The 23,847-nt window shown below is 62.0% G+C and carries 24 protein-coding genes; 14 read left to right on the top strand and 10 right to left on the bottom strand.

Annotated elements, in window-relative coordinates; all coding sequences use genetic code 11:
* The first annotated feature begins 157 nt into the window (after window positions 1-157).
* The 3 genes from ABIE18_RS03375 to ABIE18_RS03365 are packed head-to-tail and all read left to right on the top strand — an operon-like array spanning window position 158 to window position 3,639.
* The gene (locus ABIE18_RS03375; protein WP_477515791.1) at window positions 158-1,600 is read left to right on the top strand and encodes an MFS transporter; all 1,443 of its coding nucleotides are present in this window, start codon (window positions 158-160) and stop codon (window positions 1,598-1,600) included.
* Window positions 1,593-2,555 carry an ABC transporter substrate-binding protein gene (locus ABIE18_RS03370; protein WP_499721186.1) on the top strand — a complete coding sequence of 321 codons (963 nt, stop codon included), beginning with the start codon at window positions 1,593-1,595 and terminating at the stop codon, window positions 2,553-2,555. Before ABIE18_RS03375 ends, ABIE18_RS03370 begins: the two co-directional genes overlap by 8 nt.
* The gene (locus ABIE18_RS03365) at window positions 2,536-3,639 is read left to right on the top strand and encodes a membrane dipeptidase (RefSeq protein WP_499721185.1); all 1,104 of its coding nucleotides are present in this window, start codon (window positions 2,536-2,538) and stop codon (window positions 3,637-3,639) included. Before ABIE18_RS03370 ends, ABIE18_RS03365 begins: the two co-directional genes overlap by 20 nt.
* A 110-nt stretch (window positions 3,640-3,749) precedes the next feature.
* On the opposite strand, the gene ABIE18_RS03360 is transcribed toward ABIE18_RS03365, so the two are convergent.
* The 6 genes from ABIE18_RS03360 to ABIE18_RS03335 all read right to left on the bottom strand — a co-directional run bounded on the left by ABIE18_RS03360 (window position 3,750) and on the right by ABIE18_RS03335 (window position 10,742).
* The gene (locus ABIE18_RS03360) at window positions 3,750-4,028 is read right to left on the bottom strand and encodes an HPr family phosphocarrier protein (protein WP_223935423.1); all 279 of its coding nucleotides are present in this window, start codon (window positions 4,026-4,028) and stop codon (window positions 3,750-3,752) included.
* A gap of 35 nt (window positions 4,029-4,063) precedes the next feature.
* Window positions 4,064-5,776 carry a phosphoenolpyruvate--protein phosphotransferase gene (gene ptsP / locus ABIE18_RS03355; protein ID WP_499721184.1) on the bottom strand — a complete coding sequence of 571 codons (1,713 nt, stop codon included), beginning with the start codon at window positions 5,774-5,776 and terminating at the stop codon, window positions 4,064-4,066.
* A 57-nt stretch (window positions 5,777-5,833) separates the two neighbouring features.
* On the bottom strand, window positions 5,834-7,888 hold the full coding sequence (locus ABIE18_RS03350) for a PTS fructose transporter subunit IIABC (RefSeq protein WP_499721182.1): 2,055 nt from the start codon (window positions 7,886-7,888) through the stop codon (window positions 5,834-5,836).
* Window positions 7,889-7,890: 2 nt separating this feature from the next.
* The gene (locus ABIE18_RS03345; protein ID WP_499721180.1) at window positions 7,891-8,877 is read right to left on the bottom strand and encodes a 1-phosphofructokinase family hexose kinase; all 987 of its coding nucleotides are present in this window, start codon (window positions 8,875-8,877) and stop codon (window positions 7,891-7,893) included.
* Entirely contained in the window at window positions 8,874-9,665 is a 792-nt protein-coding gene (locus ABIE18_RS03340) for a DeoR/GlpR family DNA-binding transcription regulator (RefSeq protein ID WP_499721178.1), read from the bottom strand. Before ABIE18_RS03340 ends, ABIE18_RS03345 begins: the two co-directional genes overlap by 4 nt.
* 744 nt (window positions 9,666-10,409) lie before the next feature.
* The gene (locus ABIE18_RS03335; protein ID WP_499721176.1) at window positions 10,410-10,742 is read right to left on the bottom strand and encodes a hypothetical protein; all 333 of its coding nucleotides are present in this window, start codon (window positions 10,740-10,742) and stop codon (window positions 10,410-10,412) included.
* A gap of 270 nt (window positions 10,743-11,012) precedes the next feature.
* Between ABIE18_RS03335 and ABIE18_RS03330 the strand changes: the two genes are divergently transcribed.
* The 3 genes from ABIE18_RS03330 to ABIE18_RS03320 all read left to right on the top strand — a co-directional run bounded on the left by ABIE18_RS03330 (window position 11,013) and on the right by ABIE18_RS03320 (window position 13,732).
* The gene (locus tag ABIE18_RS03330; RefSeq protein ID WP_499721175.1) at window positions 11,013-11,807 is read left to right on the top strand and encodes a GAF and ANTAR domain-containing protein; all 795 of its coding nucleotides are present in this window, start codon (window positions 11,013-11,015) and stop codon (window positions 11,805-11,807) included.
* 281 nt (window positions 11,808-12,088) lie between these two features.
* Window positions 12,089-12,547 carry a hypothetical protein gene (locus ABIE18_RS03325; protein WP_499721173.1) on the top strand — a complete coding sequence of 153 codons (459 nt, stop codon included), beginning with the start codon at window positions 12,089-12,091 and terminating at the stop codon, window positions 12,545-12,547.
* A gap of 39 nt (window positions 12,548-12,586) precedes the next feature.
* Entirely contained in the window at window positions 12,587-13,732 is a 1,146-nt protein-coding gene (locus ABIE18_RS03320) for a glutamate--cysteine ligase 2 (protein WP_499721172.1), read from the top strand.
* Between the two features lie 92 nt (window positions 13,733-13,824).
* Here ABIE18_RS03320 and ABIE18_RS03315 read toward each other — a convergent pair whose 3' ends face one another.
* Both ABIE18_RS03315 and ABIE18_RS03310 read right to left on the bottom strand, forming a co-directional pair.
* Window positions 13,825-14,226, bottom strand: a complete 402-nt coding sequence (locus ABIE18_RS03315; protein ID WP_499721171.1) for a VOC family protein — start codon at window positions 14,224-14,226, stop codon at window positions 13,825-13,827.
* Window positions 14,227-14,236: 10 nt separating this feature from the next.
* Window positions 14,237-14,686, bottom strand: a complete 450-nt coding sequence (locus ABIE18_RS03310) for a helix-turn-helix transcriptional regulator (protein ID WP_499721169.1) — start codon at window positions 14,684-14,686, stop codon at window positions 14,237-14,239.
* Between the two features lie 25 nt (window positions 14,687-14,711).
* On the opposite strand from ABIE18_RS03310, the gene ABIE18_RS03305 reads away from it, so the two are divergent.
* The 4 genes from ABIE18_RS03305 to ABIE18_RS03290 all read left to right on the top strand — a co-directional run bounded on the left by ABIE18_RS03305 (window position 14,712) and on the right by ABIE18_RS03290 (window position 19,710).
* Window positions 14,712-15,335, top strand: a complete 624-nt coding sequence (locus tag ABIE18_RS03305) for an alpha/beta hydrolase (RefSeq protein ID WP_499721168.1) — start codon at window positions 14,712-14,714, stop codon at window positions 15,333-15,335.
* Window positions 15,336-15,577: 242 nt separating this feature from the next.
* On the top strand, window positions 15,578-16,579 hold the full coding sequence (locus ABIE18_RS03300; protein ID WP_499721167.1) for a LacI family DNA-binding transcriptional regulator: 1,002 nt from the start codon (window positions 15,578-15,580) through the stop codon (window positions 16,577-16,579).
* Between the two features lie 9 nt (window positions 16,580-16,588).
* Complete coding sequence (locus ABIE18_RS03295; RefSeq protein ID WP_442016348.1) at window positions 16,589-17,320, top strand: HAD family hydrolase; 732 nt, start codon at window positions 16,589-16,591, stop codon at window positions 17,318-17,320.
* Window positions 17,321-17,349: 29 nt separating this feature from the next.
* Entirely contained in the window at window positions 17,350-19,710 is a 2,361-nt protein-coding gene (locus tag ABIE18_RS03290) for a glycoside hydrolase family 65 protein (protein ID WP_499721165.1), read from the top strand.
* Window positions 19,711-19,783: 73 nt separating this feature from the next.
* On the opposite strand, the gene ABIE18_RS03285 is transcribed toward ABIE18_RS03290, so the two are convergent.
* Window positions 19,784-19,984, bottom strand: a complete 201-nt coding sequence (locus ABIE18_RS03285; RefSeq protein WP_442016350.1) for a YegP family protein — start codon at window positions 19,982-19,984, stop codon at window positions 19,784-19,786.
* On the bottom strand, window positions 19,984-20,370 hold the full coding sequence (locus ABIE18_RS03280; RefSeq protein ID WP_499721163.1) for a hypothetical protein: 387 nt from the start codon (window positions 20,368-20,370) through the stop codon (window positions 19,984-19,986). The genes ABIE18_RS03285 and ABIE18_RS03280 overlap by 1 nt, the downstream gene beginning before the upstream one ends.
* Before the next feature lie 110 nt (window positions 20,371-20,480).
* Here ABIE18_RS03280 and ABIE18_RS03275 point away from each other — a divergent pair, with 110 nt between their 5' ends.
* The 4 genes from ABIE18_RS03275 (at window position 20,481) to ABIE18_RS03260 (ending at window position 23,791) form a co-directional block, all read left to right on the top strand.
* Entirely contained in the window at window positions 20,481-21,236 is a 756-nt protein-coding gene (locus ABIE18_RS03275) for a class I SAM-dependent DNA methyltransferase (protein ID WP_499721162.1), read from the top strand.
* Window positions 21,237-21,291: 55 nt separating this feature from the next.
* Window positions 21,292-22,341, top strand: a complete 1,050-nt coding sequence (locus ABIE18_RS03270; RefSeq protein WP_499721161.1) for a LysM peptidoglycan-binding domain-containing protein — start codon at window positions 21,292-21,294, stop codon at window positions 22,339-22,341.
* Between the two features lie 37 nt (window positions 22,342-22,378).
* On the top strand, window positions 22,379-22,714 hold the full coding sequence (locus ABIE18_RS03265) for a hypothetical protein (protein WP_477515802.1): 336 nt from the start codon (window positions 22,379-22,381) through the stop codon (window positions 22,712-22,714).
* Window positions 22,715-23,254: 540 nt separating this feature from the next.
* On the top strand, window positions 23,255-23,791 hold the full coding sequence (locus tag ABIE18_RS03260) for a MarR family winged helix-turn-helix transcriptional regulator (RefSeq protein WP_499721159.1): 537 nt from the start codon (window positions 23,255-23,257) through the stop codon (window positions 23,789-23,791).
* Window positions 23,792-23,847 lie beyond the last annotated feature (56 nt).

The raw sequence follows: 23,847 nt of genomic DNA, 5'->3' as shown, positions 1-23,847 counted from the left end.
GTTGTTGCATCATCATTGATGATGAAGTAGATTTGGTGGTACGGATCACACTGAAGCCCGGAGGGGCTCAGGCTCCGGCTTCACAAAAAACAAAGTGGCAGGCAATGGTGCAGCCGCTGTTTCCGGAAGCACTCAGCCCATTCTCAGGAGGCAAAAAATGAGTTCACTAGACATTAAGGGCGGCAGCCCCAGACTTAATTCCATGCTGTTGAAGCTCTCCGAATCGGTCGACAAGATTCCGCTGACACGGACCCACTGGACAACAATCCTGCTGGTTGTCGCCGGTATGTTCTTCGACATCCTCGAGTCCAACTCACTTGGCCTGGCTGGCCCGCAGATTATTGCGACCTTCGGCATCTCCAAAGCCGAATTTGCCTTGATCAGCTCCATGACCTTCATTGGACTTACGATCGGGGCGTACCTGGGCGGGATGCTCTCGGATATCAAGGGCCGGAAGTTCGCCCTCGTAGCGAATCTCGTCGTTTACTCAGTGGGCGGCGTACTCTGCGCGCTGGCCCCAAACTACGAAGTTCTCATGGGGTCGCGATTGATAGTGGGTATCGGCCTTGGCGGCGAGCTGGCAGTGGGAATTGCGCTGATCTGCGAAATCATGCCCACCAAATACCGCGCCCAAGCGGTAGCCGCCCTCAATGTTGGTTCCGGTGGGCTTGGCAACGTCGTTGCCCCCGCTTACGCCGCCCTGGTCCTTGTAGCCCTGGGAAACTTCTTTGGTGGACCGCAGGTTGCATGGCGTTGGCTGTTCGGCCTTCTGATCCTGCCGGTCCTTCTTGTTTTGGTGATTCGGCGCAACATGCCGGAATCACCGCGCTTTCTCCTCACGCGCGGCGACATTGCCGGCGCAAATCGAAGCCTGACCGCGTTGGCAGCGGGCAAGGTCCCTGACGATGAAATCCATATCCGTGAAGAAGACCTCCAAGCCACAGACGGTAACCGCATTGTCCGCCCCGAGAAGATTCGTTTGGGCGAGATCTTCACCAGCGGCCTGCGCCGCCGGACTGCAACGGCCAGTGGCGCGTACTTCATGGTTGTGGCCGCCCAGATGTCACTTCTGACCCTGATGCCAACCTTCCTTGTCGCCCGCGGTTCGACTCTTGGCCAAAGCCTGCTGTACACGCTGATCATGCAAATTGGCAGCCTCCTCGGTGCCCTATGTGCGGCAACCATCACGTATCGATTCAAGCGTCGCACGGTAATGGTCACTGGTGCCGTGCTTGGCTGCCTGGTTGGCCTGGGATTCGGTCTGCTGGCGAACACGGACCCGCTGATTCTGGTGTTCGGCTCCCTGTTCCAATTCTTCACACTCCTGCTAACCACTACGTTGTGGTCCTGGGCCCCGGAACTGTTCCCCACCAGGGTGCGCGGGTTCGGAGTCTCCTTCGTCAAGGGCACCGGTGGCCTGGGCATCATCGTCATGCCGCCGTTGATTGCTCTTATCTTCGATAAAGGCGGCCTTCCGGGGGTCTTCACCACCATGGCAATCATGTTCGCCATAACGGCCGTCCTGGCGTGGGCTGGTGTTGAAACCAAGGACCAGACGCTCGAAGAGGCCAACGAGGCGAGGCCCGTCTTCCATGGCTGAAACGCTGACGCCCGTTCCGGGCGGCACCATACGCATCGCTGCCGCCCGGAACCTTGCCTACCTACCCCACTACGTGGGAATCTCCCGCGGCTACTTTGCCGGCCAGGGGATCAACGTTGAGGTGATCGAGAAGCAGCCCGGACATGGCACTATCACCGATTCAGTGATCCGCGGCGAAGCCGAGCTTGTCCTGGGAAGCGTCGTTTTTGCAGACCGGCTCAACAGGACGACACCCAGCGTGATTGTTGCAGTGAGCAACACCCAGACCCGGCATTTCCTCTTTCAACGGGCCGCTGACGCCGTGATTGGTGGAAGCCCGGATTCTTTCGACTGGCAGGAACTGCGTGGCAGGGTTGTGCTCGTGGCCCCAAGCTTTGTCCCTACATCATGGGTCGCCTTCCTGGAGGTCCTGCACCAGCGCGGCATCCCCTTGGGAGACGTCAGGCTCCTGGTTGGCTACCAACCTGAAGCTGTGGTGGAGGAGTTCCTCAGCGGACCGGGAGACTTCCTCCTGGCCGGCGGGCAGGAAGCCCAGGACCCCCGTTTACGTGAAGCGGTCCCCCTGGCCAATGGGCTAGGTGCCGTCCCATGGTCTGCCTACTGCTGCACCCGGGTGTGGGCGCAAGATCACGGCGCTGAACTCGATGCCTTCCGCGCCGGTTTGGAGAAGGCCCAAGCCTGGCTGGCAGAGCAAAGCCCGGCCGATGTGGCCTCCGCAGCGACGGAGTGGTTTCCGGCCATCGTGCAACGGGAGTTGCACGACACTGTCGCCCAGTTCCAGCGGATCGGGTTCTGGGCAAAGAAGCCGCAAGCAGTTCCGGGGGAGTTCAGGGCTTGGCAAGCCGCGCTCGTGCGGGCAGGGCTGCTCGCAAACGACACGGAACTCCTGGAAATGATCGAAGAACCCTCCGGCACAGAATTCCAAGGATACGAGAATGACACAGACGCAGCTTGATCACCCCTACCTCTCCCGGGAGGTGAGCAGGGACGAAGATCAGCACGCCCTGGAACTCCACTCCCAGGCAACGGTGGTGGATACCTGCGGCGCGATTCCTCCGGGTGGAGATGGATCCTTGGATGATTCCATCGCCCTCCTGCGCCGTGGGGGAGTGGACTGCGTGGGCATGACCCTCTCAGCGGAGGAACACGATCAGCGGGCGGCCATGGACCAGATCACTTTCTGGAACCGCAATATCCGCAAGCACTCGAGGGACCTCGTGAAGGTCACGTGCGCCGACGATATCCGGCAAGCCAAGGAGGATGGCCGAATCGGCGTTTACTACCTTTTCCAGAACGCCAAGCCATTTGGGGATGATCCCGGCAATGTAGAACTCTTCAAAGACATGGGGGTAGTCTCATCGGCGATCACATACAACAAGCGCAACTTCCTGGGCGACGGCTGCGCTGAGCCGGAAAACTCCGGGATCAGCAGCATCGGTCGCGACATGATTTCTGAGATGAACCGGGTGGGCATGTTGGTCGATCTCTCCCACGGCGGAAAGCGGACCCAACTGACTGCTGCACAGGCTTCAACCGCACCGCCATACTTCTCCCACAACAACTGCTACTCCGTGTTCGGAAACCGCAGAAATGCCACGGACGAGACTATGCAAGTGGTTGCCAGCAAGGGCGGCATGATGAGCACGATGCCCCTGGAAATCAACGATGAATACCAGCCCACGGTGGCCAACATGGTTGACCATCTCATGCATACTCTGGAAATCTTCGGCGCTGGAGGCGTAGGCGTCTGCACGGATTTTCCCAAGGGCAGACGGAGTGTCTATGACTCCGCATACATCGATGAACACGGATATCTCAATATCCAGTACGACGGCACGCTATACGTCAAGCGGATGAAATGGGAAGGCCCGGGCTGTCTGCACAGACCGCCGTGGTACCCCTACGCCGAGGGCATCAAAACCTACGAGGGCCTTCCCAACGTCACCCGGGAACTGGTCATCCGCGGGGTTGATGACAACACCGTGCTGGCCGCGCTCGGCGGCAACTTCATTGACCTGATGAGCCGGGTCGTCGGCTAGACGAGCATTCCGGTCCAAGACACAGAGGTCTAAGACACAGACAAGGCCTGAGGCCACCCAAATCCGGGTGACGTCAGGCCTTTTCCGTGTCGCTGAGCGGTTTCGCGGTCTTACTCGGCGTCGTGGTCCGTTTCGAGGATCTTCACCAGGCTGTCCAGGGCTGCTTCTGCGCCTTCGCCTTCGGCGCGCAGCACTACGACGTCGCCGTGGGAAGCGCCCAGGCTCATGAGGGACAGGATGCTTGCTGCGTCCATGGCGTCATCGGCGGGCTCGCCTTCACGGGCGATCGTGACCTCGAGGTCAAGGTCTCCTGCGGCTTCAGCGAAGATGGCTGCCGGGCGGGCGTGGAGGCCGACGCGGCTTGCGATGGTGGCGGTACGTTCAGGCATTGGTGCTCCTTTGATGTGGATGGTTGTGGGGAAGTCTAGAGGCCGAGCTCGTTCAGGATGGGAAGCTGGGCCCGGACGGCGCTGCGTGCCGCGGCTGCGTTGGGGGCTGCCAGGGCGGTCGCCGCGAGCTGTTGCGCCTGGGCAACAGTCACCGTGGCAAGTACGGTGGCGACGGCGGCAAGCGCCCGGGCACTCATTGACAGCGTCGCAACGCCAAGTCCAACGAGTACGACGGCGAGGGCCGGGTCCGCTGCTGCCTCACCGCAGACGCCAACCGCCTTGGCCGTGCCGCTTTCGCCGCTGACCTGCGCGGCGCCGTCGGCCGTTAGCTTGACCAACTGCAGGACTGCAGGCTGCCACGGATCGTTCAGGGTGGCGAGCGGCCCAAGCTGACGGTCCGCTGCCATGGCGTACTGGGTGAGATCGTTGGTGCCCAGAGACGCGAAACTGACTTCGCGCAAAACTGTGGCTGCAGTCAGTGCTGCCGACGGGACTTCCACCATGACACCAGGGGTCTTGAGCCCGGCGGCTGCGCAAAGTGTGGCGAACCGCGCGGCCTCGTCCGCCGTCGAGATCATGGGTGCCATGACCCAGACCTCGGCGTTGTTGGCTGCTTCGGCGGCGGCGATGGCCTCGAGCTGCCGTTCGAGGACGCCAGGGGACGTGAGGTCCGTGCGGTATCCGCGGACACCGAGCGCAGGGTTCGGTTCGTCGGCATTGGTGAGGAACGGCAGCGGCTTGTCCGCGCCCGCGTCCAGGGTCCGGACCACAACTTTCTTACCCGGGAAGGCTGCGAAGACCGCTCCGTAGGCGGCGATCTGTTCCTCCACAGTGGGTTCGTCGTCGCGGTCCAGAAAGCAGAATTCCGTCCGCAGAAGGCCAACGCCCTCGGCCCCGGCGTCGGCCGCTTTGACCGCGTCCGCACCCGTGCCGACGTTTGCCAACAACGGCACCCGGAAACCGTCCGCCATGGTGTTGTTCCCGCTGAAAGCGGCCAGCGTGGAAGCCTGGGTGGCCCACGCCTTGGCAGCCAACCGCAGGTCTTCGCCGGGCTCAGCAGTGATGCTGCCTGCGGCACCGTCCACATAGACCTCTGTGCCGTCCGCGATCTCGTCCACGCCCAAGGCAGCGACGACGGCGGGCAAGCCGAGCGCACGGGCAAGGATGGCTGTGTGGGACTGCGGTCCGCCGCTGGAGGTAATCAGTGCGATCACCTTGGATGGGTCCAGCGTGGCGGTGTCAGCAGGCGCCAGGTCCTCGGCCGCCAGGATGAAAGGGACATCGGAGGCCGGGATTCCCGGCGCCGGAAGGCCTCGAAGCTCCGACACGATGCGTGCCCGGACATCGAGGACGTCCGCCACGCGCTCGGCCATGTAGCCGCCCAGGCCCTTGAGCGTCTCAGCCACCGTTCCGCCAGCTTCCCAGATTGCACGTTCAGCAGTCCGTGCACCGCCTGGAGCCTCGGGAGACAACAGCTTGATGGCCGATTTCACCAACATGGGGTCGGCGGCCATCAAAGCTGTGGCTTCCAGGACTTCCTTGCCTTCTCCGCTGGCCGTAGCCGCGCGGGCCCTCAGTTCCGCCTGAACCGCCTTGGCAGCGTCCTTGATGCGCTGCCCCTGCGATTCAACCGTGACGTCGGCAGGAATGTTGACGTTCGCGTGCGGTTCCTGGACCGGTTTCGGCATTTGCTTTACCGGTGCCAGGACGCGCCCGGGAGCTACGCCTACGCCTGAGAAGGTCTGCATGTATCTGGTCCTCTGATTGCTTGGGTGCTGTTGGGCTGACGGGGTATCGGGCGGCGCTTACACGCCTGCCGGGACGGGAACTGCCTCGGCCTCAACCGGCTTGCGGACAGCCCAGCGCTTGAGGGCAATCACAAGGAGCGCGGTGATGACCACGCCGACAGCGATCGACAGGAAGAACAACAGGAAGTTGTCAATTGCGAAGAACACGAAGATGCCACCATGCGGAGCCTTGGACGTAACCGCAAAGGCCATGGACAGCGCACCGGTTACGGCACCGCCCACCATGCTGGCAGGGATGACGCGGAGCGGGTCAGCAGCTGCGAACGGGATGGCGCCCTCGGAGATGAACGATGCACCCAGAAGCCAGGCGGCCTTTCCGTTTTCACGTTCAGCCAAGGAGAACAGCTTCTTGTCCAGCACAGTAGCCAGGGCCATGGCGAGCGGCGGCACCATGCCCGCTGCCATCACTGCAGCCATGATCTGCCACGGTGCCTGGTTTGCCACAGTTGCCGTGCCGAGGCCGGCAACAGCGAACGAATAGGCAACTTTGTTGACAGGGCCACCGAGGTCGAAGCACATCATGAGGCCGAGGATGATGCCGAGGAGGATGGCGCCAGCGCCGGTCAGGCCCGAAAGGCCGGTGTTGAGTGCCTTGGTCAGTGCCACGATCGGAGCACCAAGGATCAGGAACATGAGGCCGGAAGCCACCAGGGAGGCGAGCAGCGGGATGATGACAACAGGCATCAGGCCACGCAGCCAGCGGGGAACATCGAGCTTGCCGATCTGGAAGGCGATGTAGCCGGCCAGCAAACCACCAACAATGGCACCGAGGAAGCCAGCGCCCATGAACCCGGATACAGCGCCGGCAACAAAACCGGGGGCAATGCCCGGACGGTCAGCGATGGCGTAAGCGATGTAGCCGGCCAGCGCGGGAACCAGGAAGCCGAGGGACAGTGCGCCGATCTTGAAGAGCACAGCACCGATGTAGGCGCCCAGCGGACCCCATGCGTTGTTCGGGAATTCGGTGGGCAGGTTGAAGATGCTGTTTTCAACAAGCATCTTGTCAGCGAAGCCCGTGATGTCGTAGCCGCCAAGCAGGAAGCCGATGGCAATCAATAGGCCGCCACCCGCTACGAACGGGATCATGTACGAAACACCCGTGAGGAGTGCGCGCTTCAGCTTCTGGCCGATGTGCTCGCCCTTTTCCTCAGCAGCACGCTCAGCCTGCTCTTCGGCACCAAAGTGCGGGACGCGGCGGGCGTGCGGGTCGTCCGCAGCAGCCAAAGCTTCCTGGACCATCTTGGTGGGCTCATCGATGCCGCGCTTGACCGGAGCGTTGATGACCGGCTTCCCGGCAAAGCGCTCCTTGCCACGGACATCGACGTCGACAGCGAAAATCACGGCGTCAGCAGCGGCGATGATGGCCGGATCCAGCGGCTTGGCGCCGGAGGAACCCTGCGTCTCAACCTGAAGGTCCACGCCCATTTCCTGGGCCGCGGCAACCAGCGAGTCGGCCGCCATGTACGTGTGGGCGATGCCGGTTGGGCAGGCGGTCACGGCGACGATGCGCTTGGGTGCGGCAGCCGCCGTCGTGGTTGATCCGGCAGTGGCCGCAGCAGCAGCGGGTGCCGCGGCAGGTTCGGTGGCCGGAGCAGCCGGCTTGTCCGCCAAGGCCCCATCCACGAGGTCCACGATGTCCTGCTCAGTGGCTGCGGCGCGCAGCGCTGCCGTGAAGTCCTTCTTGATGAGGGAGCGGGCCAGCTTGGAGAGCAGCTTCAGGTGCTCCTGGTCAGCGCCGTCCGGGGCGGCAATGAAGAAGATGAGGTCAGCCGGGCCGTCCTTCGCGCCGAAGTCCACCTTGTGGGACAGGCGGGCCATGGCCAGGGCGGGCTCGATGACTGCGGCCGAGCGGCAGTGCGGAATCGCTATGCCGCCGGGGACGCCGGTAGCGGTCTTCTGCTCGCGGGCGAAGGCATCCGTGAAGAGCCCTTCAACCTCGGAAGCACGGCCAGCGGCGGCGACTTTGCCGGCCAGGACGCGGATGACGTCGGCAGGGGAGTCGCCCAGGTTCTGGTCGAGGATGACCAATTGGGGTGTGATCAGCTGGGTCACTGTTAGTCCTTCTGGAGGGCCGTGATGGTTACGGCGTTGGGGGTTGTCTGGTGGACTGCAGGGACAGTGGAGCCCGGCAGCGAAGCAGCAGCGGCACCATGTGCCACGGCCTGACGAAGGCAGTCCTGGGCGGAACCACCTTGGGTAGCAGCCAGCAAGTAGCCGGCCAGTGCAGAATCCCCGGCGCCCACCGTGCTGACGGCTTGGATGGGAGGATGCGTGGCAAGCCACGCCCCATCAGCCGTCACCAGGATTGCGCCCTTGGATCCGAGTGTTGCCAGAACGGCGCCCACACCGCTTTCGACGACGGCGGAAGCAGCTTGTGCGGCTTTTGCCGGGTCTGCTTCCAGTTCGTCAGCGGTTGAGACGATGGTGAAACCGGCAGCGGCCGCGAGCTCTGCGAGCTCTTCCGCGTTGGGCTTGAGGAGATCGGGTTTTCCTGCGGCATCGCCTTTCAAAGCTGCCGCAAGCGGAGCCCCGGAAGAGTCGATGGCGATGCCGGGGATGGCCGTTCCATCAGTGTTCGACCGGAGCCGACGAGCGATTGTGGCGTAGAAATCCGCGGGCACTCCTGGTGGGAGCGAGCCTGCGAGAACCACCCAGCTGGCGCCACGGGAGCGCTCCAGCAGCAGCCCGATCAGGGCTTCCTGCTGTTCGTCGCTCAGCTCCGGGCCGGGTTCGTTGATCTTGGTGGTGACGCCATCCGGTTCGGTGAGGGTGACGTTGCTGCGTAGCGCCTGACCGATGGGTAGGGCAGCGAACGGCACACCGGCGTCGTGCAGTCCGGAAAGTACCGGATCCGAGTCAGCGCCCGGAAGGACGGCGAGTGTTTCGAGGCCGGAAGCCACCAGGGCGCGGGAAACGTTGACGCCTTTTCCGCCCGACTCCTGGTGGACGGCGACAGCACGCTGTACTTCGCCGCGGGCCAGCGGTGCCGGAAGTTCGACCGTGCGGTCCAGGCTTGGATTGGCGGTCAGTGTGACGATCATGCGATCACCACATCAACGCCGGCTTCGGCCAGGGCTGCGCTGAGTTCAGCGGAGGGTTCACTGTCTGTAATCAAAGTGTCAACATCCTTCAGGGTGGCGAACTGGACCAATGTCTCGGCGTCCAGCTTGGAAGAATCGGCCAATGCCACAACGCGGCGGGCTGACTTGACGAAGGCGGCTTTTACCGCGGCTTCTTCAGGATCGGGCGTGCTCAGCCCGAAGACGGAGTGGATGCCGTTTGCACCGACGAAGGCGATGTCCGGACGAAGCTTGTAGGCGGCCTCCACCGTGGACTGTCCGACGGCGGCTTGGGTCAGCCCGCGGACCCGGCCACCCAGGATTTGGAGGGCAATGCCGGCTGTGGAGGAGAGCTTGCCCGCGATGGGAATGGCGTGGGTGATGACCACGAGCTCTTCGTTGCCGTTGGCTGTGGGTGTCCGCTGGGCGAGCAGGTCTGCGAGGGTCTCGGTTGTGGAGCCGGCGTCCAGCAGGATGCTCCCCGTGGTGAGTTCCGGAATCAGGGCGAGTGCGGCAGCTGCGATGCGGTGTTTCTCGGACTGGCGCTGGATGGCGCGCTCCAGGATGCTTTCCTCGCGGGTGCTCAAACGGTCCGAAGGGACGGCCCCACCATGAACGCGGCGCAGGCTCCCCGAAACTTCGAGAGCTGCGAGATCACGGCGGATGGTCTCCGTGGTGATGCTGAAACGGTCGGCGAGGTCAGTGACGCTCACCCGTCCGCGCTCGGCGACGAGTGCGGAGATCAGTTGTTGGCGCTCTTCAGCGAACACTTACCCTCCATTGCGGTAAAGCCATTTGTCAGTGCAGCCGCATCAGGTGACTGCTGTCACAACGATGTGGAATTGCTTGACTCTATCTTTGTTTATGTTGGTAAGTCAATAGAAACCAACATAAACAAAGATTGCGTTGGTGGGCTGTTCGGCTGGTGTCTGGCTTTCAGGGCACGCCAAAGGGCATGCCGCACTCCCTGTAGTGCGACATGCCCTTCCTTCGGATCCTGACTGGGGGATTTGCCGGGATCCGGTCTATGGGGTTGGAAACCTTCTAAAGAGGCGGTTGTCCAGGTGGCTGTCCGGGCGGTTGTCCAGTATCTGGCCGCGCCGGTGGAGACGGCACTGTTGGCCCCGGCGTCGGGTCCGGTACCGGGGGAGGCCCTGGCTCCGGCAGGGGAACCGGTTCGGGTGTGGGCCCCGGCTCCCTGGTGGGATCGGGATGCGAACGGTCCGGCGGGAAGTCACTCAAGGTCAAGCGCCCCGTAGGTGGATGGCGCGCCGATGAAGTTCGCGCCTGACGCTTGGGGAGTACCTGCTGGTGTCCCACCCGGAGGCCGTGTAGTCGATCGGAAGATTGTCCGGGTCCGGTGGATCCGGAAGCTTGTGCTTTCCAACCGGCCTACGATCAGTCCCGGTAACTGGAGACTCGTCCTTCTTTGAATCGGTCTGCATGTTTTCCCTTCCTGTTCCTCTACCTCTGGCAAAACTGGTTTCGTTGCTCATGGCGCGTGACCACTTCATCTAGTCCGGGATTTCCATGCGGAAGCCACAGGGGCAGCCGAGGATGCGGGTATTGATGATGACCTCGTACATGCGTAGTTGGCCCCCAGGTTTCAGGACAAGCGGGGCCTGGATCCGCCGTAGCTCGCAACTACTGGTCCTCATGGGTTCCCCACAATGCAAGTACTGGCCCCCGAACTGCAGTACTCCCTGGGAAACCCCGGGGCGGTTCAGGACGACGGCCACCCTTTGTACCGTGGCGGTCTGGTCGTAGGAGTAATTGCAGGCGTGGCATTCGTAGGCCACATCTACCGTGTTGGGGGAGGGAGGATTGTGCGATTGGATCGAATCCACCACCAAATGTTGGTCAGTATTGCAGCGTGTACACCACAGGGGTTCGTCTGGTTGGTGGGCTTCGTCGGGAACTCTGGACTCGGGCTGGGCCGACATGGGATTTACCTCTGCATTGTTAATGCGGGGTGCCCGTCTGCATGAGCTGTAAAGCCTGTCCGGCAATGCGGACTCTAGCTAGATTGTGCACATAGGTGCACGGCAGATGCAAGGATTCTGGAGCTTGTTCTTCCGGGAGTGACGAGTTGGCTCCGGACGATCGTAAACTGAATCATGGACGAAATGCACGTTGATTTTGCGGTGCCGGACGATGTCCCAGCGCCGCCGGATACTGTCCCATCGCTTGACGATGTTTCGGTGCCTGAACAACTTCAGGACTTGGTGATCGACAGCGATGATGTAGCGGGATTCCTGCATGATCTTGCCGTCTTCTCCGCGGCCTCCGTTTCCGAAGCCGTAGGCCTGGACGTCCTGTGCGGCATCACTTTGAGCAGGCGACGCCGCACTGCAACCGTGGCCGGAAGTACCCATGAAGCGAGGCTGATCGATGAAGTTCAGCAAGCTTACGGTGACGGCCCGTGCCTGGAGGCCATGCGTAGTCACACCACAGTGCATGTGCCCGATACTTCCACCGAGGAAAGGTGGTCCGAGTACTGCACTGTTATCGGCGAGCGTGGGCACCTTTCGGCACTCTGTGTCCCGCTGGAGTTGGATGAGGGGGCAACGGCAGCCCTGAACTTCTTTTCCCCGAATGCCAATGTCTACGACGAAGAGACAATCCGGAATTGTGAGTTGTACGCCAGCCAGGCCGAGCGTTCCCTGAGGCTGGCCGTGAGGATTGGCATCAAGCAGCAGCATGCTGATGACCTTCAGGCAGCAATGCAGTCCCGGACAGTGATTGACTTGGCCTGCGGCGTCATCATGGGCCAAAACCGCTGCAGCCAGGATGAGGCGTTCAGGATCCTCACCAAGGCTTCCAACGGTCGCAACCAAAAGCTCAGGGACGTGGCTGAACAGCTCATCAAGGCTGTGGCGGACGAAGCTCCCGTGGCCCACTTTGAGCCCTAGGAGGTGTGGGCCCGGGCCCACACCGGACCTTGCACACTTGTGACGCCCGCCACTAATGAACTACATTCATAGGTGGGTTAAGCAGATAGCCCTTGGAGACTCATGAGCTGAAGCCATCCAAGATGGTACAAGAACTGCACCTTAAGCTGTGGCCACAATCGGCCGGCTCGCCGCGTGCATCCATGCAGGCCTCCTCGAGGAGCAATCAGCTTCTCCCGACGCGATTCAATATGTTGTCGGAACCCACCTCGCGGTGGATACGTGCATAAAGGAGAATGGCAATGACGCTTGGATCCCCTATTCCCGCCCCTAAACCCATGGTTGGGGCGAAATCCGCAACTTTTGACACCGCCACACGGCCTTGGTGCACAGTTTGCGATACTGATTCGTACATTTTTGTTGAGACCGTTGTAGAAGCAGAACCGAACCAGTCCGAAATCGTTGAAGTCAGCTACACCTGCAGTGAGTGCGATACGTTTTACGCCCACCCCGTGCCCCTGGCCGAACTAGTACCGGAGATCCAAACCGAATTCCTGTCTACGTCCGCAGCCGGCCTATGGTTCAGCTGCACGCATTGCGGCGAGCCCATGACGTTGGGACGCCCCTCCGAGAGCATCATCGAGCCACCCAGGAGCACTGACGACCTGGGCGGCCCGAGCCTGTTCGAGGTCTACCTGCAAACGCAGGTGCTCCATTGCCGCTGCGGTTTCCAGATGGAGGTTCCGCGCCACGTCGGCTAACCGCAGTCTCTAATTTCATTACTGCGGGGAGGGGTGGCTATGCGCACGTTTGGCGTCGAGGAAGAGTTGCTGATCGCAGATCCCGTTGACGGGATGCCGCTTCCGTTTGCCGCGGGCATTCTTGACATAGCTGCCCAACCCCACATGAACACGGCAAGCTATCCGGACGCCGGTGAATCCCTCAAATCCGAGTTCAAACAGGAACAGATCGAGGTCAATTCCCGGCCGTGCCGGACGGCGGGGGAGCTTCGCGACGAGATCCGCCTTGGGCGGGCGTTGGCCGACTCGGCCGCACGGACCTTGGGGGCCCGGGTGGCCGCTTTGGCTACGCCCCCAGAGTTCCACGCGACCCCCACTTTGGGCAACCAGCGCTACGCAACCATGGGAACCGAGTTCGGCCTCATTTCGCGCGAGCAGCTCACGTGCGGATTCCATGTCCACGTGGCGATCGAATCGCCGGATGAAGGTGTGGGCGTCCTGGACAGGATGCGCCAGTGGCTGCCGGTTCTTCTTGCATTGAGCGCGAATTCCCCGTTTTGGATGGGCTCCGATACAGGCTTCGCCAGTTACCGGACCCAGATTTGGAACAGATGGCCCACGGCCGGGCCTATGGATGTCTTCGGTTCGGCAGAAGGGTACCGTGAAGTGCTCGCGAACCTCCTGGGCACGGGCGTCCCCTTGGATGAGGGCATGATCTACTTCGATGCCCGTCTTTCCAGAGGACATCCCACGGTTGAGCTCCGCATCGCGGACGTCTGCCTGTACGCCGAAGACGCCCTCACCATCGCGGTGATTGCCCGGGCTTTGGTGGAGACTGCGGCGACACAATGGCGGAAGGGGGAGCCGCCGTCGGACGCTTTGACCAGCCTGTTGCGCATGGCCAACTGGCGGTCCAGCCGCTTTGGCATCAACGATCAACTGATTCACCCGTTGGACCACCGGCCCTATCCTGCTGCGGATGTGGCGGGGGCATTGTTGCGGCACGTGCGCGGGGCGTTGACTAAATCCGGGGACCTGGCACTCGCACGATCCGGTGTGGCGAAGATCCTGCGTCGCGGCACGGGTGAACGTCTTCAACGTCAGGCTTACAACCGGCGGCTTAGGCTCTCTGATGTAGTTTCTGCTGCCATCGCATCGACGCATGAGTACGGTGAACGCTCAAGCGCTGGGCTGTTGAGCCACTAACTCTGGACTGCGTATTGCGGAAAGCACGACGGCGGCAGGCGCCCCTTGTAAGTGCGCGGGTGACCTGCCGTCGTCGTACTGATACTTGGGCGTTAGCCCTGGTTGATGCGGATCATGTTCCCGGACGGATCGCGGAAGGCGCAGTCGCGCGGACCCCACGGCTGAACAATCGGCTCCTGGAGGACTTCGGCGCCCGAGGCGCGCAGCTTTTCAAACGTGGCGTCGAGATCGTCCGTGGTGAAAACGAGCATGGGCATGACGCCCTTGGTGAGCAGCTCCTGGATGGCGTCGCCATCAGCCTGCGAGCGGCCGGCGTGCGGAGGGGACAGAACGAGTTCGAGGTCCGGCTGGGCATCGCTGCCGAGGGTAACCCAGCGCTGGCCGTCCGAGCCGACGTCGTTCCGGACTTCCAGGCCGAGCGCGTCGCGGTAGAAGGCGAGCGACTCATCGACATCGTTGACGGTGACGTGTGCGTACTTCAATGAAATGTTCATGTCTCTCACGCTATTGCAGCTGTGAGGCGGGCGCTTCTTCAATCCTGCTCAGGTTCGTATTGCCGTTTCTTTCAGGGCGCGTTTGCTGCTTCGCGATGCAGGTGGGCATCGCCTTCACCGCATGGTGCTCGCGGGAGCGGTATTCGCTGGGCGTCACGCCGACGATCTCCGTGAAACGTGAACTGAAGGAGCCCAGGGATGTACAGCCCACCTCCATGCAAGCATCGGTAACGCTGGTTCCGGCCCGCAGCAGGGCCATGGCCCGCTCGATGCGCCGGGTCATGAGGTAGTTGTAGGGGGATTCACCGTACGCGGCCTTGAACTGGCGGGAGAAATGCGCGGGGGACATGAGGGCGCCGGCTGCCATGGTGGGCACGTCCAAAGGCCGCGCGTACTCACGATCGATGAAATCGCGGGCGCGCCGCAGATGGGCCAGGTTGGCCAGTTCCTGCGGTGTCATGGGGCCAGTCTACTAGGCTCGTCCCATGGATTCAGTGGTCTGGTCGAAGCCCGAAAACCAGCGCGGGGGCACCCCGTTGCTGGTGATGATGCATGGCTACGGCACCAGCGAGCAGCGCATGGTGGACCTGTTTCCGTCTCTTCCCGCGGAATTCACCTGTGCGGCCCTTCGCGGCCCGAAGGAAATCGGCGACCACTACGGTTGGTTCCTCCTGGACTACTTCCTGACGAACGACTTCGCCGATGTCATCACTTCCACCAACTCCGTTTTCAACTGGATCAACACCGTGAAAGAGAACCACAGCAGCGTCAGCCTGCTCGGCTACTCGCAGGGAATGGCCATGGCCAGCACGCTCCTGCGGCTGCGGCCCCACGCTTTCAAGGCAACCGTTGGGTTGTCCGGCTTTGTCCTGGACAACGACCTCCTGGCGCTCAGCGAATCCTTTGATTCGCCTCCGCCCTTCTTTTGGGGCCGTGACAAGGCAGACCCGGTCATCAACGAAGACGCGATCGCGCACACCGAAGAGTGGCTGCACGCGAACGTAGCCCTGACGGCGCGCACCTACCCGGGGATGGGGCACAGGATCGAGCCGCCGGAGCTTGTGGATGTCAGCGCGTTCCTTCGGTACTACGTCTTGAAAGGGAACTGAGGCGCTGGAGCAGGCTCCGGATTAGACGGCATCAGCCCCTGAGAATCAACCTTTCCGTGAGATTCGCGTCACAAATTCGCATTCGGCCGCACACTATTGAATGACAAAATTGTAAGCGCTTACACTTTTGGCTTGCGGCCGCCCCCAATGTGGGAGTTCCCCCGGGGCGCAGTGCCGTTCTCCCAACGTGTCATCGAGTATGGAAAGGGTTGAGGCCGTGTTGCATGGTTAGGACTCACAGGGTGACGATCCAGGACGTTGCAGTCCTCTCCGGATTGTCCATTTGTACGGTGTCCAGGGCTCTGAGGAATCTCCCCAACGTTTCCGAAAAGGCCCAACGGCAAGTGGCGGAAGCCGCAAACAAGCTGGGCTACAAAGCCTCGGCAGCAGCATCAAGACTGGCCGGTGGCAGCACGGGTTCCGTGGCCATCATCGCCCCCACCGCGACAGCCTGGTTCTTCGCGCAGGCCGTGGAAGCGGCAGAAGAGGTCTTCGGCGACAGCGGCTATGACACCGTCCTGGTCAGCCTTCGCAACAAGACCAGCGTCCGGAAGCAAGTCTTCGGCGATCTTGAACGGTTGGCGCAAAGGGTGGACGGGCTGCTGCTGCTCAATGTTGACCTCGACCCGGAGGAAGTGGAAGCCTTGGAAGCTTCCGGGCTGCCAGTCGCCAGCGTGGGCATGCGGAATGTTCCGTGGGACAATGTTGGTATCGATGACGAGCACGCAGCTTGGCAGGCCACCCAACACCTGCTGGGGCTGGGCCATTGGGACTTGGCCGTTCTCTCGAGCAATGAACACTCCGTTGCGACCGAGACCCCACGGTTCCACGGCTTCAGGCGTGCACTGGATGAACACCACCTCACCGTCCACCCGGACCTTGTGGTGGCTGCTGGGCCAAGCATCGACGACGGCCGCCGGGCAATGACCGAACTCATCACCCGCGGCGCACGGCCCACTGCAGTGTTCGCCCATTGTGATGAAGCAGCGTTCGGCGCGCTGATGGCCTTGCGGGAGCATGGCCTGTCCGTGCCCAAAAACGTTTCCGTGATCGGAATCGATGACCACCCCATGAGCTGGTTCCTTGGACTGAGCACTGTGGCGCAACCCGTTGCCGACCAAGGTGCCTTCGCGGCGAACCTGCTGTGCGAACGACTTTTGAATACCGATCCCCCCAACCCACCCTCCAATCACCTGCTCGATACCAAGCTCATCGAACGCAAAACCACGCGCCACAAGCGCTGAACGGGAACTATGCACATGACTGATCTTCGTAATGCCTGGACTGGCGCTTCGGCGCTCTTGTTCGACCTCGACGGCGTGCTGACGCCCACTGCCGTGGTGCACGAGCAGGCCTGGCAGGAGCTGTTCGACTCCTACCTCGCCGATGCCGGGCACCCGCAGGGATACCAGGAAAGCGACTACTTCGATCACATCGATGGCAAGCCACGCTTCGACGGCGTCCGGGACTTCCTGACCTCGCGCGGCATCACGCTGCCGGAAGGCCCCCTGGATGACGCCCCCACGAATGAAACCGTGCAGGGCCTGGGAAACCGCAAGAACGCAATCTTCAACGAGATCGTGGATACCCGCGGCGTCGATCCCTTCCCCGGCTCGGTCAAGTTCATCAACGCCGCGCTCGAGCTGGGACTCAAGGTCGCCGTCGTGTCCTCCTCACGGAACGCCCCCGCCGTACTGAAGGCAGCCGGACTCGATCACCACTTCACGGTGGTCGTCGATGGTCAGGTAGCCGCCGCCGTCGGACTTCCCGGCAAACCGGATCCGGCCACGTTCACTTACGCGGCGTCCCTGCTGGACGTCCCCACCCAGGAATGCATCGTGGTGGAAGACGCCGTTTCCGGCGTGCAGGCCGGCAGTGCCGGCAACTTCCAGGCCGTCATAGGCGTGGACCGCGGCGCTGGCCGCCAAACACTGCTCGACGCCGGCGCCACGCTGGTGGTCGACGACCTCAACGATCTTCTCTGACCCTACTTTTCGAAGGACCTCTTTAGCCCATGGCACTCATCAGCTCTGATCGGCTGCGCTTTCCCTGCGAGCCTTGGAAGCTCGTGGAAAGTATCCACGTCCCCGGTGACGAGGGAACCCTGGAAACGCTGTTCGCCCTTGGCAACGGCCACCTTGGCGTGCGAGGCGCCCATTCCACGCGTGGCGACGGCGAACTTCCCGGCACGTTCATCAACGGCTTCCACGAGATCTGGGACATCAAGCACGCCGAGAATGCGTACGGCTTTGCGCGTACCGGCCAGCGGATTGTGTACGTCCCGGACGCCAATAACTTCACGGTATCAATCGATGGCGAGGCCCTGAGCCTGGCCGAATCCACGGTGCTGGACTACCACCGGAGTGTGGACTTCTCCACAGGCGTCTATGAGGAAACCACCACGTGGGCTTGCCGCTCCGGCGCTACGGTCACCACGGTGGAGCGCCGCGCCGTCGGGTTCGATTCGCGCGGATGTCTTGGCCTGGAATTGTCCGTGAGCGCTGACCGCGACGTGTCCGCGGACATCGTTTCCGGCGTCGTAAACCGCCAGGACCAGCCTGTGGAGGACCACTCCGTCCACGATCCCAGACGATCCGGTCGTCACGCCGGCCGTGTCCTGCTGCCGTTGCACCTCCAGGGCGCCGATGGCTCCTTGCGCCTGGCGTGGGAGACCTCGGAATCCCGCCAGCGCATCGCCATGGCCGTGGATCACTGGATTTCCGCCGAAGGCCAGCCCTTCGAGACTGTCGTGGCAGAGGACGAATCATCCGTCCGCTACGTCCTGGCCATCAACAGCGGCGAAGCGTTCCGTCTGGAGAAAACGGTCAGCTACGTCGTGGCCGGGCGCACCCTGACGGACGATGACGGCGGCGAGAGCCTGGCTGCGGACGCCGAGGCAAACCTGGTACCGTTCTCCGAAATCCTCGCGCAGAGCCAGGCCCACTACAGCCAGTACTGGACCACCGCGGATGTGGCCATCGGCGGCCAGCCCGAACTCCAGCAAGCCGTGCGGTGGGCCCTCTTCCAGCTCGCACAGGCAACAGCCCGCGCCGGTGTCGCCGGCATTCCGGCGAAGGGCGTCAGTGGTTCCGGGTATGAAGGCCACTACTTCTGGGACCAAGAGGTCTACCTCCTCCCGTATCTGACGTACACCAACCCCGACGGTGCCCGGAAAGTGCTCGAATCACGGCACGCCATGCTTCCCGACGCGCGTGTCCGCGCCAAGGAGCTCAGCGTGGACGGAGCCCTGTTCCCATGGCGCACCATCAATGGGTTGGAAGCCAGTGCCTACTACGCGGCCGGAACAGCCCAGTTCCACATCGCAGCGGCCATCGCGTTTGCCGCCAACCGCTACGAGTGGGCCAGCGGCGATGCCAGCTTCCGTTCCGACATTGGTGCCGACCTGCTGATTGAGACGGCACGCATGTGGGTCTCCCTGGGCTTCTTCGGCAAGGACGGCCTTTTCCACATTCACGGCGTCACCGGGCCGGATGAATACACCGCCGTGGTTAACGACAACCTCTACACCAACGTCATGGCCCGGTTTAACCTCCGTGCCGCGGCTGCCTTGGAACACGAAGGCATCGCTGACACCGAACGTTTGGTGTGGCGCCAAGCTGCTGAGCGCATGTCCCTGCCCTACGATCCCCACCTGGAGGTCTTCAGCCAGGACAACGACTTCATGACCTTGGAGCCGTGGGATTGGAATACGCCCAAGTCCAAGTACCCTCTCCTGCTGAACTTCCACCCGTTGGTGATCTACCGGCACCAGGTCCTTAAACAGGCCGATACTGTGCTGGCCATGTTCCTCCAGTGGCAGGACTTCTCAGCCGAGGAAAAGCAGCGTGCCTTCGACTTCTACGATCCCATCACCACCGGCGACTCCACCCTGTCCGCTTGCGTGCAGGGCATCATGGCTGCCGAGGTTGGGTATGGCGACGTCGCGCTGAAGCACTTCACCGAAGCGTTGTTCATTGACCTGGACAACTCACACGGCAACACGATCGATGGCGTCCACATCGCCTCCACCGGCGGAATTTGGAGCTCGTTGGTCTGCGGTTTCGCCGGAATGCGTGATCAGGGCGAGGTACTGCGCTTCGATCCGCGGCTGCCCGTGGAGTGGGAAGGCCTCTCCTTCCGGCTCAAGGTCCGTGGTCGTTTGCTGTCTGTGGAACTCATTCAGGGATCCATCGCGCTGGCGCTCGTTACAGGTTCGGGTTACAGCGATGAACCACTGCTGATTCGGGTTCGGGAGCACGACGTCACCGTCACCGCGGAGACCATCACGGTGCCGCTGGATACGGTACCCGTCCCGCCGCCGTCGATCTTTCCCAGCGTCTTCCCGACGGCAGGACTGCCGATCGTTCGGGCATAGACCGGCACGGCTCTTTGGACTGGTTGCAGCATTAGCGGTTGTTCCCCGCCGTGGGAACAACCGCTAATGCGTCTCAGTGTGGCGAGGGAAACGTAGACGTGTGGTCCTCAATGAGACCACTCGCTGCGATTTCCCTCAGCGTGTAAATGGCCTTGGCTGCTGCGCCTTTGTCCCTATAGGTGACGGTGAGTGCGAGTTCGATCCCGTCATCATCGACGAGCCGTACCCTGCAGTCGCCGCCAGTGGCGTCAACGACTTCGAAATGCCCCGCCACTAAGCGGCGCCCCGCTGCATTGCCTCTGCCGGATCTGTATCGGCCGCCTGTGTGTCGGTCGCATGCTGATCACTAAGTGAACGACGCCGATCCAACTCGTTGTTGATGAGCTCCAGGAGCGCTTGTGCCGGCTCGGACAAGTGATGTGTATCAGCCGAGCCCAGCTGATCGCAATGGATGAGGACGTGGCGGATGCGTTCAAGCTCGCGGGACGGAACCAAGGGCCACCGATGAAACAGCTGCCGTACGGCTATCGCCCCGAGGAGGGCGTCGGGTTTATTGGGTGCGACATGGTGTCCTGCCGCTCTTCTTCGAGCGACAGCAGCCGCGGAAGACGCGACTCCATGTGCGAGGAGGATCTCGGATTTGAGGGGATTGGGGGCCATGCGGACCTCCCGAAATAGATCGAGGGAAGCCGGCTGCGTGACTTTCAATCAAGCTTACAGAATGTGAGTTATGTCATGTCAATCATTACGTGATCTGCAATAGTGGCAGGATGATCAACCAGCAACAGCTCTGGGACCAGGAAGCCGCCACTCATTACGACACCCCCGGGGAAGGAATGTTCTCCCCTGAGGTGCTTGGCCCCACGGTAGAGGTCCTCTCGGAACTAGCGGGAGACGGTCCCGCCGTCGAGTTCGCCATTGGTACGGGCAGGGTGGCCATCCCCCTCTCGGAGGCGGGCGTCCGGGTCAGCGGCATCGAACTGTCCCACGCGATGATCGCCCGATTACGGGAGAAAGTGGGCGAGGACCGGATTCCAGTGCTTCAGGGCGATATGACCTTGGCCCGGCTGGACACCAACTTCTCGCTTGCCTACCTGGTGTTCAACACCATTGCCAACTTGCTGACCCAGGACGAGCAGATCCGCTGCTTCCAGAACGCTGCCAGCCATCTTGTGCCTGGCGGCAGGTTCGTCATTGAGCTCTGGGTGCCACAGCTTCGCTCGCTCCCACCAGGACAGGGGGGAACAGTGGAACTAAGCGAGCCCGGGTACCTACTGGTGGACAGCTATGACGTGCTCCAGCAGCATGTCATTTCGCACCATGTGCGATTCGGCCCGGAACTATCCGACGGACGGGCCGCACGCATCGATCGGACACCACACCGATACATTTGGCCGAGCGAGCTGGACCTCATGGCGCGGATAGCCGGGTTTGATCTCGAGTCCCGATGGGCCGATTGGGACCGCAGCGAATTCACCGCCGAGTCACGCAGCCACGTATCTGTGTACCGGCTGACGGAGCGATAGGCCGTCACTGAAGGCACCTCTCACGGTTCTTTGCAGGTTCATCCTCTAAGCTCTGATGGTTTGTTGGGATGGCGGCCGCGTCGGTGCTTTGGGGGAAATGATGAAATACAACGTGAAGGCCGCCTTGCTCGCGGTTGTCCTCACTGCCGGGTTGGTCTCCTGCACCTACGATCCGCCCACGCCGGAGGCTTCCACTGCGGCGTCGAGTGCCATTGCTGAATCGGCAACCGACCCCGAAAAGTCCGCCCTCAGGGGGTCCACCCTCGCCGACTCCTTCGGAAACTCTGACTACTACACAACGGTCGACGGCGACACCCTCGCCAACGTGGCGGCCAACTTCAAGCTCTCAACCGCTAAGCTCGCGCAGTTCAACGGGCTCGATGCAGGAAGTGCGCTCGCAGCCGGCACAAGGCTCCGCCTGATCCCTGCGGCCGGACCGATTATTGGGGCAATGGGTGTCGCCACGGAGAACGCCAACGGGATTCCCGTGAGATACACAATTGAGGCTGACGACACGCTTGATGGGATCACCTACAGGTTTGGAATTAGTGACAAACAGCTCGCAGAAGCTAACAAAGTCCCTTACGTATACGAACAAGGAAACACGTACTTCATCCGCGCTGGGCAGGTCATTGAGTTGCAAAAGAACCCGGTGGACAGCCGGTCCGGGACTGGGGCAACAGTCAATAACTCCTTTGGCCAGACTATTTTTTACACCACGGTGGATGGTGATTCCTTCGACAGCCTGGGTTACAAATTCCGGTCCACCACCGCCCAGCTGCTGAACTACAACCCCGCCCTGGCTGCAGATAAGCCGATTCCCTCCGGCACCAGGGTGCAGCTGATGCCCGGTGAACGGAAGGTCGACGGCGCCCAAGGCACCTTCACTGCCGATGCCGAAGGCATCCCGCTCACCTACACGACAGCGGCCGGGGACACGGAACGCCAGATCTCTTTCCGGTTCAGCATCACTGACCTAAGGTCGGCCAACCGGCCGCTCAAAGGCGACGCCGGTACCTGGTATGAGTTCCAGGACACGCCGTCCGGCGAACTCGTGCCCGGGCAAACAATAAGCCTTGCCATCAGCAAGCCCATTAACAGGTGAAAACGAGCCTCCGGTGGGGATTGTTAGGCTGGAACGCATGAATCGCCGCCTTGCAACGTTGTCAGCCGTCCCCCTGTTTCTCCTCCTCGCCGGCTGCGGCTCCGTGGAGGAAGCCGCGGGGAATGCGGCCAGCGAAGCAGCCTCAAAGGTGGCCACTGCTGCTGCCGAGGAAGTCAACAAACAAATTTGTGCTGTGGTCCAGGACGGATTGGTGAGTGTTGAGGACAAGCAGGTACTCGGTGGGCTGGTCACTGCTGCCCGCACCGCTGGTGTTCCCGCCGAAATCACGACCCCGCTGAACCAGATTGCTGAGGCCGGCGACGACGTCCCGGCTGAGTCGGTCCAGGCATTAAAGGAAGCTTGTTCGGCGTAGTCCTCGTGCCGCATCCGCCCTGGTATCAGTTCGAACTGGTGCGGTGCGGCACGCCCCAACACCCTGGCCCTGCTCCGAGGCAGGCACACCAGCAGAGGCTTGTTCACGCCGCTGGGCAAGGTCAAAGGCCACCGACGCTCGCGCCTGCACAGCCGCGATCGCTGACTTCACATCTTCCAGCCCACGAATCTGATCGACCAACTCGCCGCTGCCTCCGCCGACCCGGGATTGAGCCCAGCGCCGCAAGTAAATCCCCAACGTCGGAGACCGGGGATACCGAGCCCGTAGAGCCGGCGGCCACATGCTCAGAGCCAGGCACTGCGGAAGCGACCCTAGCTGCTTGGCTCTCTCGGTTCCGCTCCATACCCCAACTCTTCCAGCAGCCGCAGACATTATCGGCGGGCCAATGCGCCTATGTGGAAAACGCCTGAAATGGCTCGTGGGCGGCGTGCAAACGATGCCTCCCTGTGTTCATCCAGCACCGTGAATTAGGATCAGATGCTAGGGAAACAAGCTTCACGCTTATCGAAGGATCATCGGATGGACGCAAACGGCCACGCTAAGGGCTATTGGTACGGCAAGGACCCTGGACAGAAAGCCCTTGCCGTTGACGTCCTCAATGCCCTTCGGGATTATCGTGTCTCGGAACAGGCCATGCGTCGAAGGACCCGCTCGGCCATGGGTATGGGTGAAAAGGACCTCTTGGCCTTGCGGTACCTTTTCGAAGCGGAAGCCGCGGGCAACGTGATGAAGCCCAAGGACCTGGGCGATCGCTTGGGCATAACGTCGGCGTCAATGACTACGCTGATCGATCGTTTAGTGGATTCCGGCCACATTCGGCGGGAACCGCACCCCACGGATCGTCGGGCCTTGATTCTGCGGCCTACTGCCGGTTCGGATCAGGAAGTCCGGCACACGCTGGGCGGAATGCATCGCCGGATTTTGGACGTTGCCAGCGCCCTGGGCCCAGAAGAAGCGCGCGTGGTGATGAACTTCCTGCAAAACATGCGCGAGGCTTTGGACACGATCGACGAAGACCCGGTTGACGAAAAGGACGCGGGACTTACCCCCTCATGACCTCAGGCTGCCGCGAGGAGATCATCCGGCGCGCTTGGCACTGGACGTGCCTGGCG

Source organism: Arthrobacter sp. 2762 (assembly GCF_040548745.1).
Classification (GTDB): Bacteria; Actinomycetota; Actinomycetes; order Actinomycetales; family Micrococcaceae; genus Arthrobacter.
Note: the sequence above shows the minus strand (reverse complement) of the source record. Positions and strands in the feature narration are given on the sequence as shown.